This is a genomic window from Staphylococcus cohnii species complex 1663 (genome assembly GCF_041008415.1).
GTDB lineage: Bacteria > Bacillota > Bacilli > Staphylococcales > Staphylococcaceae > Staphylococcus > Staphylococcus ureilyticus.
Genome location: NZ_JBFDVL010000002.1, coordinates 205,855 through 220,337, shown reverse-complemented (window position 1 = coordinate 220,337; position 14,483 = coordinate 205,855). Strand labels below are relative to the sequence as shown.

The 14,483-nt window shown below is 30.7% G+C and carries 16 protein-coding genes; 15 read left to right on the top strand and 1 reads right to left on the bottom strand.

The features are described from left to right. The first annotated feature begins 7 nt into the window (after nt 1–7). The 12 genes from AB1J10_RS03035 to holA all read left to right on the top strand — a co-directional run bounded on the left by AB1J10_RS03035 (nt 8) and on the right by holA (nt 9,541). Entirely contained in the window at nt 8–535 is a 528-nt protein-coding gene (locus tag AB1J10_RS03035; protein ID WP_046208122.1) for a YqeG family HAD IIIA-type phosphatase, read from the top strand. 9 nt (nt 536–544) lie between these two features. Further along, complete coding sequence (yqeH, locus tag AB1J10_RS03030; protein WP_439959258.1) at nt 545–1,642, top strand: ribosome biogenesis GTPase YqeH; 1,098 nt, start codon at nt 545–547, stop codon at nt 1,640–1,642. 12 nt (nt 1,643–1,654) lie between these two features. Further along, nucleotides 1,655–2,452: a shikimate dehydrogenase gene (gene aroE / locus AB1J10_RS03025; protein WP_107365393.1), complete on the top strand. Its 798-nt coding sequence runs from the start codon at nt 1,655–1,657 to the stop codon at nt 2,450–2,452. 12 nt (nt 2,453–2,464) lie between these two features. Further along, nucleotides 2,465–2,755: a ribosome assembly RNA-binding protein YhbY gene (yhbY, locus tag AB1J10_RS03020; protein WP_046208125.1), complete on the top strand. Its 291-nt coding sequence runs from the start codon at nt 2,465–2,467 to the stop codon at nt 2,753–2,755. Continuing rightward, a complete protein-coding gene (gene nadD / locus AB1J10_RS03015) occupies nt 2,755–3,327 on the top strand; it encodes a nicotinate (nicotinamide) nucleotide adenylyltransferase (RefSeq protein WP_046208126.1) in 573 nt (190 codons plus the stop codon). Before yhbY ends, nadD begins: the two co-directional genes overlap by 1 nt. Beyond that, nucleotides 3,317–3,901: a bis(5'-nucleosyl)-tetraphosphatase (symmetrical) YqeK gene (yqeK, locus tag AB1J10_RS03010; RefSeq protein ID WP_046208127.1), complete on the top strand. Its 585-nt coding sequence runs from the start codon at nt 3,317–3,319 to the stop codon at nt 3,899–3,901. Before nadD ends, yqeK begins: the two co-directional genes overlap by 11 nt. Continuing rightward, nucleotides 3,902–4,255, top strand: a complete 354-nt coding sequence (gene rsfS, locus AB1J10_RS03005) for a ribosome silencing factor (RefSeq protein ID WP_073341865.1) — start codon at nt 3,902–3,904, stop codon at nt 4,253–4,255. 2 nt (nt 4,256–4,257) lie between these two features. Continuing rightward, nucleotides 4,258–4,977, top strand: coding sequence for a class I SAM-dependent DNA methyltransferase (locus AB1J10_RS03000; protein WP_107365392.1), 720 nt, complete (start codon nt 4,258–4,260; stop codon nt 4,975–4,977). Between the two features lie 48 nt (nt 4,978–5,025). Then, nucleotides 5,026–5,730, top strand: a complete 705-nt coding sequence (locus AB1J10_RS02995) for a helix-hairpin-helix domain-containing protein (RefSeq protein WP_239991589.1) — start codon at nt 5,026–5,028, stop codon at nt 5,728–5,730. A 79-nt stretch (nt 5,731–5,809) separates the two neighbouring features. Continuing rightward, nucleotides 5,810–6,271, top strand: a complete 462-nt coding sequence (locus tag AB1J10_RS02990) for a ComE operon protein 2 (RefSeq protein WP_046208130.1) — start codon at nt 5,810–5,812, stop codon at nt 6,269–6,271. A gap of 95 nt (nt 6,272–6,366) precedes the next feature. Continuing rightward, nucleotides 6,367–8,490 carry a DNA internalization-related competence protein ComEC/Rec2 gene (locus AB1J10_RS02985; RefSeq protein WP_369002998.1) on the top strand — a complete coding sequence of 708 codons (2,124 nt, stop codon included), beginning with the start codon at nt 6,367–6,369 and terminating at the stop codon, nt 8,488–8,490. Nucleotides 8,491–8,566: 76 nt separating this feature from the next. Beyond that, nucleotides 8,567–9,541, top strand: coding sequence for a DNA polymerase III subunit delta (gene holA / locus AB1J10_RS02980; protein WP_046208131.1), 975 nt, complete (start codon nt 8,567–8,569; stop codon nt 9,539–9,541). 225 nt (nt 9,542–9,766) lie between these two features. On the opposite strand, the gene rpsT is transcribed toward holA, so the two are convergent. Continuing rightward, nucleotides 9,767–10,018 (bottom strand): 30S ribosomal protein S20, encoded by a 252-nt coding sequence (gene rpsT, locus AB1J10_RS02975; RefSeq protein WP_046208132.1) that lies wholly within the window; start codon nt 10,016–10,018, stop codon nt 9,767–9,769. Between the two features lie 318 nt (nt 10,019–10,336). Here rpsT and lepA point away from each other — a divergent pair, with 318 nt between their 5' ends. From lepA to hrcA, 3 genes are all read left to right on the top strand, one after another. Next, on the top strand, nt 10,337–12,160 hold the full coding sequence (gene lepA, locus AB1J10_RS02970) for a translation elongation factor 4 (RefSeq protein ID WP_046208133.1): 1,824 nt from the start codon (nt 10,337–10,339) through the stop codon (nt 12,158–12,160). 100 nt (nt 12,161–12,260) lie between these two features. Further along, entirely contained in the window at nt 12,261–13,385 is a 1,125-nt protein-coding gene (hemW, locus tag AB1J10_RS02965; protein WP_070039392.1) for a radical SAM family heme chaperone HemW, read from the top strand. 99 nt (nt 13,386–13,484) lie between these two features. Continuing rightward, on the top strand, nt 13,485–14,465 hold the full coding sequence (gene hrcA, locus AB1J10_RS02960) for a heat-inducible transcriptional repressor HrcA (RefSeq protein ID WP_046208135.1): 981 nt from the start codon (nt 13,485–13,487) through the stop codon (nt 14,463–14,465). Nucleotides 14,466–14,483: the final 18 nt, after the last annotated feature.

The window sequence follows — 14,483 nt, the reverse complement described above, 5'->3', positions numbered from 1 at the left end:
AGAAATAATGGGTATAATAAAGAAATACTTTATGCCAAATGAATATGTACAGTCAATTTTTCAAATTGATATAGATAAGCTTGCAGAATCTGGCGTAAAAGGTATCGTTACTGATTTAGACAATACACTAGTAGGATGGGATGTAGCCGATCCTACTGAAGCGGTTAAAACATGGTTTGAAGAAGCAAGACAAAAAGGGATTACAATTACAATTGTGTCTAACAATAATGAAAAAAGAGTCGGTAGTTTTTCAAAATCATTAAAAGTAGATTATATTTTTAAAGCTAAAAAACCTAGAGGACGTGCGTTTGATCGTGCAATGCATTCTATGAATTTAAATCCATCAGAGATTGTAGTGATTGGTGATCAAATGTTAACGGATGTATTTGGTGGGAATAGACGCGGTTTATTTACTATTATGGTAGTACCTGTTAAACAAACGGATGGTTTTATTACTAAATTTAATCGCCTTATTGAACGCAGATTATTACAACATTTTAGAAAAAAAGGATATATAAAATGGGAGGAAAATTGATTGAGTGAAGTGGATGTATTGAAATGTATAGGGTGTGGTGCACCATTACAATCTGAAGATTCTGATGCACCTGGTTATGTTCCGGAACATAATTTATTTCGTGAAGATGTTGTATGTAAAAGATGTTTTAGATTAAAGAATTACAACGAGGTACAAGATGTAGGTTTAGATAGTGATGACTTTTTAAATTTACTTAACGGTCTAGTAGATAAAAAAGGAATAATAGTAAATGTTGTAGATGTTTTTGATTTTGAAGGATCATTTATTAATGCAATCAAACGTATTGTTGGCAACAAAAAAATTATTCTCGTAGCTAATAAAATAGATCTACTGCCAAAACAAATAAATAAACGTCGTGTAAAAGAGTGGTTGAAGAAATCAGCCAAAAAATATGGACTTGATGCCGAAGACGTAGTACTTATTTCTGCTGACAAAAATGAAGGTATTGAAAATCTATTAACTTCTATTAACAATATTAGAAATGATGAGGATGTATATATAGTAGGAACTACAAATGTAGGTAAATCAACTCTAATTAACAAATTAATAGAACGCAGTGTAGGAGAAAAAGATGTTGTTACTACTTCAAGATTTCCTGGCACAACATTGGACATGATTGATATTCCACTTGATGAAACAACATTTATGTATGATACACCAGGAATTATTCAAGCGCACCAAATGACACATTTAGTATCTGAACATGAACTTAAAACAATTATGCCAAAAAAAGAAATTAAACAACGTGTGTACCAACTTAACGAAGGACAAACATTATTTTTCGGTGGACTCGCACGTATAGACTATATAAGTGGTGGTAAAAGACCGTTAGTCTGTTACTTTTCTAATGATTTAAATATTCATCGAACAAAAACAGAAAAGGCTAATGAATTATGGCGAAATCAATTAGGATCTGTATTAGCACCACCGCATAACCCTGAAAATTTTGATTTGAGTAATGTTAAAGCCGTAAGATTAGAAACAGGTAAGGAAAAACGTGATGTGATGATTTCGGGATTAGGTTTTATCACAATTGATGTAGGTGCAAAAGTAATTGTACGCGTGCCAAAAAATGTTGATGTTATTTTAAGAAATTCAATTATGTAAGGTGTGAAGAGTATGAAATATGCAGTAATAGGCCACCCTATCGATCATTCTTTATCTCCAGTGATGCATAATGCCAATTTTGAAACTTTAAATTGCAATGCAACATATGAAGCGATTAATATTCCTGAAGATAAATTCAACCAAATAAGAGAAATTATTTCAGATAAAGCACTCTCAGGTTTCAATGTAACAATTCCTCATAAGGAACGCATTATACCTTTTTTAGATGAAATTGACGAACAATCTGAAACTGTAGGTGCCGTGAATACAGTTAAAATAGAAGACGGCAAATGGACTGGTTATAATACAGACGGCATCGGCTACGTTAAAGGATTACAACGCGTGTACCCAGATTTAAAACAGGCTTATATTTTAATATTAGGTGCAGGCGGTGCTAGTAAAGGTATTGCGAATGAATTAACCAAATATGTACAACCGAAACTTACTATAGCCAACAGATCTTTAGACAGGTTTGATCAATGGCATTTGAATGTAAATAAAATCCGCTTATCAGATGCTGAATTAGCTTTATCTGAATTCGACATTATTATAAATACGACACCAGCAGGGATGAATACAAATCAAGAAATACCAATTAGTTTGAAAAATTTGGACCCGGAAACTTTAGTAAGTGATATTGTGTATATACCCTTTAAAACACCCATTTTAGAACAAGCTGAAGCCCAAGGTAACCCAATTTATAATGGTTTGGATATGTTTGTTTATCAAGGTGCAGAAAGTTTTAAGATTTGGACAGGTACAGAACCAGACGTGGAAGTAATGAAACGCACAGTATTAGATTATTTATAAAAGGAGCATTTTATGTTAACAGGTAAACAGAAAAGATTTTTGAGAAGTAAAGCACATAATATTGATCCAACGTTCCAAATCGGAAAAGCAGGTGTTGGTGAAAATATGATAGAACAATTAAAAGATATTTTAGAAAATAGAGAATTAATTAAAATACATGTATTACAAAACAACTTTGAAGATAAAAATGACTTAGCACAAACTTTAAGCGATGCAACTCATAGTGAAATTGTTCAAGTAATCGGGTCTATGATTGTCTTGTATAAAGAATCACATGATAATAAACAAATTCAATTACCATAATGTCTAAAACGATAGTCTTATATGGTGGGCAGTTTAACCCGATTCATACGGCTCACATGGTTGTTGCTAGTGAAGTGAATCATGTTATTAAACCAGATTTGTTTTATTTTATTCCAAGTTATATGTCGCCGCTCAAAGCGCATGATGATTACTTAGATGCAGCATATAGAATCGATATGATTCGGTGTGCAATTAACGAACTAGGGTTTGGCTTTGTTTATTTAGATGAAGTAGAACGCAAGGGACAAAGTTACACATATCTCACAATTAAACACATTTTAGAAAAGCATCCTAATGCACAACTATATTTTGTTATAGGGACCGACCAATATATACAATTGGAAAAATGGTATGAGATTGATAAATTGAAATCGATGGTAACCTTTGTAATTGTGAATCGTGGAAAAGCAAAGCAAGAAGTTTCAAATAATATGATTGCAATTAATATTCCACGCATAGATATAAGTTCAACGCTGATTAGGGATAGAGTGAAACAACAGGGAAATATTCATACGCTTGTTCCTCAAAGTGTAGAAAAATATATCAGAGAGGAAGGATTATATGAAATTTGATGAAGCAGTCTCGTTAGTAAAAGATAAATTACCGGAGAAAAGATTTAATCATTCACTAAGAGTAGCAGAAACGGCTGTTAAATTAGCTGAATTATATGATGGGGATAAAGATAAAGCTGAACTTGCAGGTATCTTACATGACTATAGTAAATATGATGATTTAGGATCTATGTATCAGATTGTTAGACAAAATGATTTAGATAGTAACTTGTTGAGCTATGGATCAGAAATCTTACACGGGCCAGTCTGTGCAGTTATAATGGAACAAAAATTCGCTGTGAATGACGAAGAAGTTTTGCTTGCCATTAAAAATCATACTACTGGTCGTGCTCAAATGACTAAAACAGAAAAATTAGTTTTTATTGCAGATTATATTGAACCTGGTCGTCAAACCCCAGGCGTTGAAGAAATTCGAGATTTAGCATACAATCAAGGTAGCTTAGATAAAACCATTTATGAAATATCTAAGCGAACTGTTTTATATTTAATCACGCAAGATATTACCGTTTATGATGCCACGATTGCCTGCTTGAATTATTACAATTATAGTAACGAAAGAGTAAAGGATGATTAAATGAAATCAGATCAATTATTAAAATTAGCTGTCAATGCAACTGAGAATAAAAAAGCAGAAGATATAATTTCTTTAAATATGCAAGGTATTAGCGATATGACCGATTATTTTATCGTATGCCACGGCAATAATGAAAGACAAGTACAATCCATCGCACGCGCAGTAAAAGATGCTGCTAACGAAGCGGAAATTGAAGTGAAACGAATGGAAGGTTTTAATGAAGCAAGATGGATTTTAATTGACTTGGCCAATGTAGTCGTACACGTATTCCATAAAGATGAACGTGATTATTATAACTTGGAGAAATTATATCGTGATGCACCTTTAGAATCTTATGGACAGGCAGTTTATTAATAATGGTTCAATATGAAGAAATGAGCTATTACTATGATCAATTAACTTTAGATCAGCCTTACGAATCATGGCTTGATATTGTAGAATTTTATGCTAAAAATAAATCAACCATCTTGGATATAGGTTGTGGTACAGGCAGTTTCACCTCGAAATTAAATGATTTTGATTATATAACTGGTATGGATTTAAGTGTTGATATGCTTTCGATAGCGATGCAAAAATCTAGTGAAGTAAATTGGATTGAAGGCGATATGACTGATTTCGACCTAAACCAACAATTTGATGTAATAACTATTTTTTGTGATTCTTTAAATTATTTAACAGAATATGAAGATGTGTTGTCCACTTTTCAGCAAGTATATCATCATTTAGAGCCGAATGAAGGTATATTTATGTTTGATGTGCATACAGAACATAAAATGAATACTTTATTCAATAATCAAAGTTATATTGATGAAACTGAAAATGTATTTTTAGCTTGGGAAGCTGTTCGCGGGGAAGAACCATTAAGTGTATGGCATGATATGACGTTTTTTATAAAACAAGATGATAAGCATTATAAGAGATTTGATGAGTCACATTATCAAAAGACTTATTCAAAAGATGTTTACACTAAAATGTTAGAATCATGTGGCTTTAAAAATATAACAACATTCGTTGATTTTGAAATCAATAACCATAATCAAAAAGGAGAGCGCTTGTTCTTCGTTGTAAAAAAATAAAAAGTAAAATCACTCCTTTATGCGTGTAAAGTATAAAGGAGTGATTTTTTGTTACCATTATGGGAATTATTCAAAGAAAGATTCAGTCGATGTAATTTAAAAATAAAGGCCTGTGTTATGCTAATTATAATAGTGATTGCAGTGCTAACACTATCATTTTTGATGAATCGTGGTGTTGATCAAATCAAGCAAAATGATGAATCTGCACTAATTGAAACATCTGACCATAATCAATCATTACCACATGTGAAAAGTGAACGGTCATCTAATAAAACTACTGCAAAAATCAATAATGATAGTAAAGATTCATTTGTTTATGTTGATATTAAAGGTGCAGTAAAACATCCTAATGTTTATAAAATGAGCAGTAATGATAGAATTAAACAGTTGATGGACAAAGCTATTGCTACAGAACGTGCTGATTTAACGAACATTAACTTATCCGAACGATTAATCGATCAAAAAATGATATATGTTCCAGAAAAAGGGGAACAAACTAATAATCCATTGAATAAAAATAAAACTGTTACAAATTTATCAGAAAATAAGGATGCTGATGTAGCAAAAGTAAATATAAATACTGCAACAGAAAGCGAACTCACAACGATACCAGGGATAGGAAAGGTTAAAGCCAAATCTATCATTGAGTATCGTGAGCAGAATGGAAATTTTAAATCTATTGATGAGTTAAAAGAAATTAATGGTTTCGGTGCTAAAACGATAGAAAAATTAAGTTCACATTTAACAATGTAAAATTTTGTTGTATTTTTCTAAAAGCGATATAATCTATAATAAACATATTAAAGAATACATAAATTGGAGGCTAAGTATCATGGATCGTATTAAATGGGAAGAATACTTTATGGCGCAAAGTCACTTATTAGCATTGCGTTCTACATGTCAAAGACTATCTGTAGGGGCAACGATTGTAAAGGATAATAGAATTATAGCAGGAGGGTATAATGGTTCTGTGTCTGGCGAAGTACATTGTATTGATGAAGGATGTCTATTGGAAGATGGTCATTGTATTCGTACGATTCACGCAGAAATGAATGCTTTATTACAATGCGCAAAACAAGGGGTGTCAACAGAGGACGCAACGATTTATGTTACTCACTTCCCTTGTTTAAATTGCACCAAGTCTATTATTCAAGCAGGTATTAAAACAATTTATTATGCTGAAGATTACCATAATCATCATTATGCTTTAGAATTGTTAAAACAATCAGGTATTGTGTATAAAAAAATTCCATTTAATCAAGAACATGTAGCACAATATTTAATAAATAAATAAAATTGATTTATTATGCTTTAGCTTATTTAGCTGGTAACTTATTACTTTTTAATAAAGTTTTATCTCTTATTTTAATATTGGGCCTATTTATTATAATGAAAAGAAAAAGATTTAATGTAATTCATTTTATAATGGTTGCCATCATATCTTTAAGTAGTTATATGATGTTTCAAAATGCTTTAAAATTAGAAAAAAATAACCATGCTTTACTTTTGAACAAAGCATTTCAAGGAGAAGCAAAGTTAATTACAAAACCAATTTTGGAGCATCATAAGCTTAAAGGTAAGATTGAAATAAATAAAAAACATTATACTTACGTTTATAATTTACAAACATCAAAAAATATAGATTTAAAAAAAGTTTCTGCTTTTTTATTACAAAAAACCTGTAAAGTCAATGGGAAGTTTAATACTATAAAAAACGAACCAAATTCTAATCTTATTTTTATGATTCAAAATATTCATCTTTCAAGTTGTAAAACTAACAATAATAACTTTACTGATATTTTAAATAAACATAAAGCATTGATTTACGAAAGAATGCAACAATGGAAAATAATTTCACCTGAAAAAACGATTGCATTTATAACGGGTGATACATCACTTATGAATAAAGATGAATTAGATAGAATAAAAGAAATTGGCATAGCGCATCTTCTGGCTATTAGCGGGACACATATTGCTATTATTATTACAATTATATGCTATATACTTAACAGATTAAAATGCCCATTGTTTTTAATTAAAATAATATTAATCATATTATTACCTATCTATTGCATGTATACAAACATGTCGGCAAGTGCCGTCAGAGCAATATTAATGAGTTTGATAATAATCATTTTTCCAAAATACATTATAAAGCATTCAATGAACGTTTTAGCTTTTTTATTTATTTGCTTAACAATTTTAACCCCCTCGTTAATTTATCATATCGGATTTCAACTTTCGTTTTTAATTACTTTTTCAATCCTTTTTGCCAGCCCATTACTAAAGAATTTAGGTATCTTTAAATCTTTATGCGCTATCACATGGATAGCACAATTAAGTTCATTTATTTTAAGTTGTATCCATTTTCACCAAATTCAATGGATTGGCTTGATATCTAATATCTTTTTTGTTCCATTTTATTCTTTCATACTATTTCCTTTTGTTATTTTTCTTACTTTTATAATACATTTACCATTCAAACCTATTATTATAACCAATTTATATAACTTATTAATTATTTTTCATGATAAAATGGTTGAACTTTTTGATAAACTCAACTTTTTTAAATGGTATATTCCTACATTAAATAATCTTCAAATAGCTATAATAACTATCGTTGCATTTTTGACCTTAGTTCTATTCGTTCATAAATGCTATAAACTAATGTCAATTACTTTAATTACTTTGTATGTTGTCTCTACAATGCTACCTCAAGTGCATGCATATCAACTTACTATGTTGGATGTAGGGCAAGGGGACTCACTTTTATTTGAAACTCAATACCACGAATCACTATTAATCGACACGGGTGGTAACTTTAATTCGAAACAAAAAGTTGCGAATCATAATATTTCTAGATATCATATCTTACCAACTTTAAAACGACATAATGTAAAAGAACTTGATTACGTTATAATTACTCATCCTCATCTAGATCATATGGGTGAACTAAGTTATTTAATTAAGCAACTCAAAATTAAAAGTATCATTATCAATGCTAATAGTTTTAAAATGAAAGAATTAAATCTTTTAAAAGTGAAATGTATAAAAAAAGGCATAAAGTTAATAGATTTTAAAAATAAATCACAATTTTTTATGAATAAAGCGAAACTTAATCTGTTAGATGCTACTATTCCTAACTCTAATAATTTAAATGAACAATCAATTATAATATTGATACAGTACAATAGTTATAAAATATTACTGATGGGTGATGCTACAAATCTTAACGAAGAGAAATTGATACATAAATATCATTTATCCAATGTTAATATTTTAAAAATTGGTCATCATGGTAGTCGTACGAGTACAAGTAACAGTTTATTGCAATCAATTAGACCAAAAATAGCTCTAATTTCGGTAGGAGAAAAAAATAAATATGGTCTTCCTAATCGTCAAATTATTGATAGATTAAGATATAATAATATTAAAGTTTTTCAAACAAATGTAAATGGAGAAGTGAACATTTTATTTAAAGATCAAATAGAAATAAAATCTCAATACCATTGAAATTTTTTAGTTAGTGAGAAACTATTAGGCGTGTTATAATTACAAAATGTGTAATAGAATTGAAAGGGTGCCGAGAATGAGTAGCAACATAATAACGATATATGGTGAAGTACCTGAATTAATTGAAAAAAAAGCTTCTGAAGTTATTGAACAATATTTAGATGCACCAAAAGATGAATTCAACTTCGTTAAATATAACTTATATGAAAATGATTTAGCTCCAATTATTGAAGAAACGCTTACCATGCCATTTTTCTCTAATAAAAAAGCTGTTCTAGTACAAAATGCATATGTTTTTACTGGTGAGAAACCGCCTAAAGAATTAAATCATAACATTGATCAACTGATAGAATTTATAGAAAAATATGATGGTGACACTTTAATATTGTTTGAAGTTAATCATTCTAAATTAGATGAGAGAAAAAAAGTTGTTAAATCATTGAAAAAACATGCGCAAATTAAAAAGATAGAACAAATGTCAGAAGAAGAAATAAAACATTGGATAAAAAGTCAACTGCATGAGAATTATAAAGATATTAAGCAAGATGCGCTTGATTTAGTTATTGAATTAACAGGAGTTAATTTTAATGTTGTTAAGCAAGAGATAGAAAAACTCATTTTATTTTTGGGTGATAGAACGACTATTAATAAAGATGATGTTCATCAAATTGTAAATAGAAGTCTAGAACAAAATGTTTTTTTGCTCACTGAATATATACAAAAAAATAAAAAATCAAAAGCCATTCAACTAGTTAAAGACTTAATAGCAATGAAAGAGGAGCCTATAAAATTATTAGCACTGATTACAAGTAATTATCGACTTTTTTATCAAAGTAAAATATTGGGACAAAAAGGCTATAGTGGCCAACAAATTGCTAAAACAATCAACGTTCATCCCTATAGGGTGAAGTTAGCTTTAAACCAAGCAAGGCATTATGAATTAGAAAGTTTATTAAATATTATTGATAATTGTGCAGAAACAGATTATAAATTAAAGTCATCTTATATGGATAAACACCTTATCCTCGAATTGTTTATTTTGTCCTTATAAATGTGAAGCTTTTTGTTTTCGTCTAGTCATTTCACTGGATAGATTTCTGTAGATGAATTATAAAGCATGTTGATAGTTATGATGCTAAAACTAATAAATATTAAAGTTGTAAAAAAGCCCAGAAATGATTTCTCTTATTATAAATCATTTCTGGGCTAAACTTATGTAGCAGGTCGCATGAAATATTGAAATAAAAAAAGTTCAAGCGTAGGCTTGAACTTTAGTTTATTTAGCAGCTGTCATTAAAGAAGATTTAATTCTAGCAGCTTTGTTAGAATGTATTAAGTTGCGTTGCGCAGCTTTATCTACTTTTTTCAATGCAAAGCTAATTAATTCAGCTTTGTTGTCAGCGTTAGTGTCAATTGCTGTATGAGCTCTTTTCACAGCTGTACGCATTGCATTTTTTTGTGAAATATTACGTTCCTCAGTTACACGAGTAGTATTAACACGTTTAATTGCAGATTTAATGTTTGGCATGTCTGTCACCTCCTAAAAGTGTGATCTTCGCTATCAAAAATTAATTTGATTACAACAAGAAATATTTTATCAAAACAACCAAGTTTCTGCAATCATTTATTTATAATAAGGCGCGTAAACTCGCGATAAATGATACAATAATAATTATAACAAGAAAAGATATTAGTAAAAATAGTAACATAGCGACGAAAGATAAACATAAATTCAAATTTTACTATTAATTTTATCAAGTTTGCAATTAGTAGATAAAAACGTTATTATATCAAAGAATGTCATACATATTACGGGCTAGAATTATGAAAGTGAGACTGATAATACATGGATAAAGAAAATCGTTTAAACAAGCGTGAAAATATAAGAAACTTTTCTATTATTGCACATATTGATCATGGAAAATCTACATTAGCAGATAGAATTTTGGAAAATACTAAATCTGTTGAATCACGTGAAATGCAATCACAGTTATTGGATTCCATGGATTTAGAGAGAGAACGTGGTATAACAATAAAATTAAATGCGGTACGTTTAAAATATGATGCAAAAGATGGTGAGACTTATACGTTTCATTTAATTGATACACCTGGACACGTAGATTTTACATATGAAGTTTCAAGATCATTAGCTGCATGTGAAGGCGCTATATTAGTAGTAGATGCTGCACAAGGCATAGAGGCCCAAACATTAGCCAATGTTTATTTGGCATTAGACAACGATTTAGAGTTATTACCAGTTGTGAATAAAATAGATTTACCAGCAGCGGAACCTGAACGTGTAAAGCAAGAAGTAGAAGATGTCATAGGACTAGATAAAGATGATGTTGTATTAGCTAGTGCAAAATCAAATATTGGTATTGATGATATATTAGAAAAAATTGTAGAAGTCGTGCCACCACCACAAGGAGATCCAGACGAACCATTAAAAGCATTGATTTTCGATTCAGAATATGATCCCTACAGAGGGGTTATTTCATCAATTAGAATTGTTGAAGGTACTTTGAAAACGGGTGATGAAATAAAAATGATGGCTACAGGAAAATCTTTTGAAGTTACAGAAGTAGGCATCAATACACCAAAACAATTACCAGTTAGCGAGCTAACTGTTGGAGATGTTGGTTATGTCATTGCTAGTATCAAAAATGTAGATGATTCACGTGTCGGGGATACAATTACCCATCTACACCGTCCAGCAGCTGAGCCGTTAAAAGGATATAAGAAAATGAACCCAATGGTTTTCTGCGGTTTATTCCCTATAGACAATAAAGACTATAACGATTTACGTGAAGCATTAGAGAAGTTACAGTTGAATGATGCTTCATTAGAATTTGAACCTGAGTCTTCTCAAGCATTAGGTTTTGGATACAGAACAGGGTTTTTAGGCATGTTGCACATGGAAATTATCCAAGAACGTATTGAACGTGAATTTGGAATAGAATTAATTGCTACAGCCCCATCTGTAATTTATGAATGTATTCTTAAAAATGGTGATGAAATCTCAGTCGATAATCCAGCGCATATGCCTGAAAGAGATCAAATTGATACGATTTATGAACCTTTTGTAAGAGCGACAATGATGGTACCAAACGATTATGTGGGTGCAGTTATGGAATTGTGTCAACGTAAGCGTGGCCAATTTATTAATATGGAGTATTTAGATGATATACGCGTCAATATTATCTATGAACTGCCTTTATCTGAAGTAGTGTTTGATTTCTTTGATCAGCTAAAATCAAATACAAAAGGTTATGCTTCTTTTGACTATGAATTTATTGATAATAAAGAAAGCGACTTAGTTAAAATGGATATATTACTAAATGGAGAGAAAGTAGATGCACTTAGTTTTATAGTTCATAAAGACTTCGCATATGAAAGAGGGAAAGCGTTAGTTGAAAAGCTTAAAACGCTAATACCTAGACAACAGTTCGAAGTACCGGTACAAGCAGCAGTTGGACAAAAAATAGTTGCTCGTACAAATATAAAATCAATGGGTAAAAACGTTTTATCTAAGTGTTATGGTGGCGATATTAGTCGTAAAAGAAAATTATTAGAAAAGCAAAAAGCTGGTAAGGCAAAAATGAAAGCAGTGGGTAATGTTGAAATACCACAAGATGCTTTCCTTGCAGTGCTTAAGATGGACGAAGATTAATATGATTTTTTAAACATTGGGGCCTTAAATCCATTCGATTTATGGCCCAGTTTTTGTTATATGAATCTATTTTATTTAACGAAAGAAGGTCATTTCAAAAATGGAAGTGAAAAGTGCTTATATCCATATCCCTTTCTGTGTCAAAATTTGTACTTATTGCGATTTCAATAAATACTTTATACAAAATCAACCAGTGGATCAATATTTAGATTGCTTAATTAACGAAATGAAACAGAGCGAAGTTAGATCTTTAGAAACCGTTTTTGTGGGTGGTGGGACACCTACCGCTTTATCTTATGAGCAACTGGAAAAACTATTAACTGCAATTACAGATATTTTTGAAATTAAAGGTGAATTTAGTTTTGAAGCCAATCCGGACGAACTAACTTTAGCCAAAGTACAACTTTTAAGAGATTATGGTGTAAATAGATTATCGATGGGCGTTCAAACATTCAAACCCGAATTACTAGCGATATTAGGACGTTCTCATAAGACAGAGGACATTTATAGAGCAGTGAACAATGCAAGGAAAGTTGGTATACCTTCTATAAGTTTAGATTTAATGTATCATCTACCCCAGCAAAGCCTAGAAGATTTTCAAGAAAGTTTAGAAAAAGCGTTAGCGATGGATATTGATCATATTTCAAGTTATGGATTGATTTTAGAGCCAAAAACTCAATTCTATAATATGTACCGTAAAGGTCAATTGAAAATTCCAAACGAAGATGTTGGTGAAGAAATGTACGAATATTTATTAAAGCGAATGCACGAGACTGAATTACACCAATATGAGATTTCAAATTTTGGTAAAAAAGGACATGAATCAGAGCATAATAAAGTATATTGGAAAAACGAAGGCTATTATGGATTTGGCGCAGGGGCAAGTGGTTATGTAAATGGCGAGCGATATAATAATGTAAACCCTGTGAATCATTATATAAATAAGATACAAAATAAGGAAAGGCCCGTTCTTGACTCAGTTTATCCAACAGAAAGTGAACAAATGGAAGAGGAAATGTTTCTAGGTTTAAGAATGAATCAAGGCGTTAGTAGAAAACGGTTCGAACAAAAATTTAATAAAACAATTGATGATGTTTATAACGACACAATCAAAGATTTAAAGCAACGAGAATTAATTAATGATACTGGCGGATATATTTCTTTAACAGAGAGAGGTAAAGTAATTGGAAATCTAGTATTTGAGTCGTTTTTACTAAATGTTTAATTTTTTTCAAAAACTAGGGCTTTAACATTGACTTACTTTGACCAATTTGATAAATTATAATTAGCACTTGAAACAAAAGAGTGCTAATGAGGTGAAAACATGATTAGTGATAGACAATTGAGCATTTTAAATGCAATTGTTGAAGATTATGTTGATTTAGGTCAACCGATTGGTTCCAAAACACTGATTGAAAGACATAATTTAAATGTTAGTCCTGCTACTATTAGAAATGAAATGAAACAACTAGAAGAACTACAGTTAATAGAGAAGACACATACTTCATCAGGACGTTCGCCGTCAGAGTCAGGCATCAGATATTATGTGAATCAATTATTGCAACAAACATCTCATCAACAACACAAAAAAATACAACGTTTAAGAGACTTACTGGTTGAAAATCATTATGATATCTCCTCAGCTTTGAGTGAGTTCGCAAATGAACTTTCAATCGCTTCTCAGTATACAACGTTGGTAATGCGTCCAAATCACAAAAAAGATATTATTAATAACATTCACTTGATTCGAGCGAATGCATATTTAGTAATCATGGTTGTTGTTTTTACTTCTGGCCATGTTGAGCATTTACATTTAGTATCCAAAGCGCGTTTATCGAGTGATGAATTGACTAAAATAGCTAACTTTGTGACTGCAAGATACAATGCATTAAATCAACAACGCTTAGAAAATGAACTTAATGCTTTTGCGAAGTCGGATTTTGAAAAAGACTTTATAAAAGAAATGTTAGATACGATAGATGTTCATTTTGATAATCAAAGTAATGGCATTTACATGGGTGGAAAGGTTAAACTAATTGATGCACTTAATGAATCAAATGTTTCTTCTATTCAACCTATCTTGCAGTATATTGAATCAAACAAAATTACTCAGCTACTTGATGAAATGTCAAATTCATCAATTAATGTTAAGATTGGACAGGAAATCGAATCAAGCTTGAGCGATATTTCTATCGTCACTACAGAATATCATATTGATGATAGACTTAAAGGTCAAATTGCGGTTATCGGACCAACGGCAATGAACTATCAGAATGTAATACAATTACTAAATACGATTTGGTAATTAAGAATTGTATTGGAG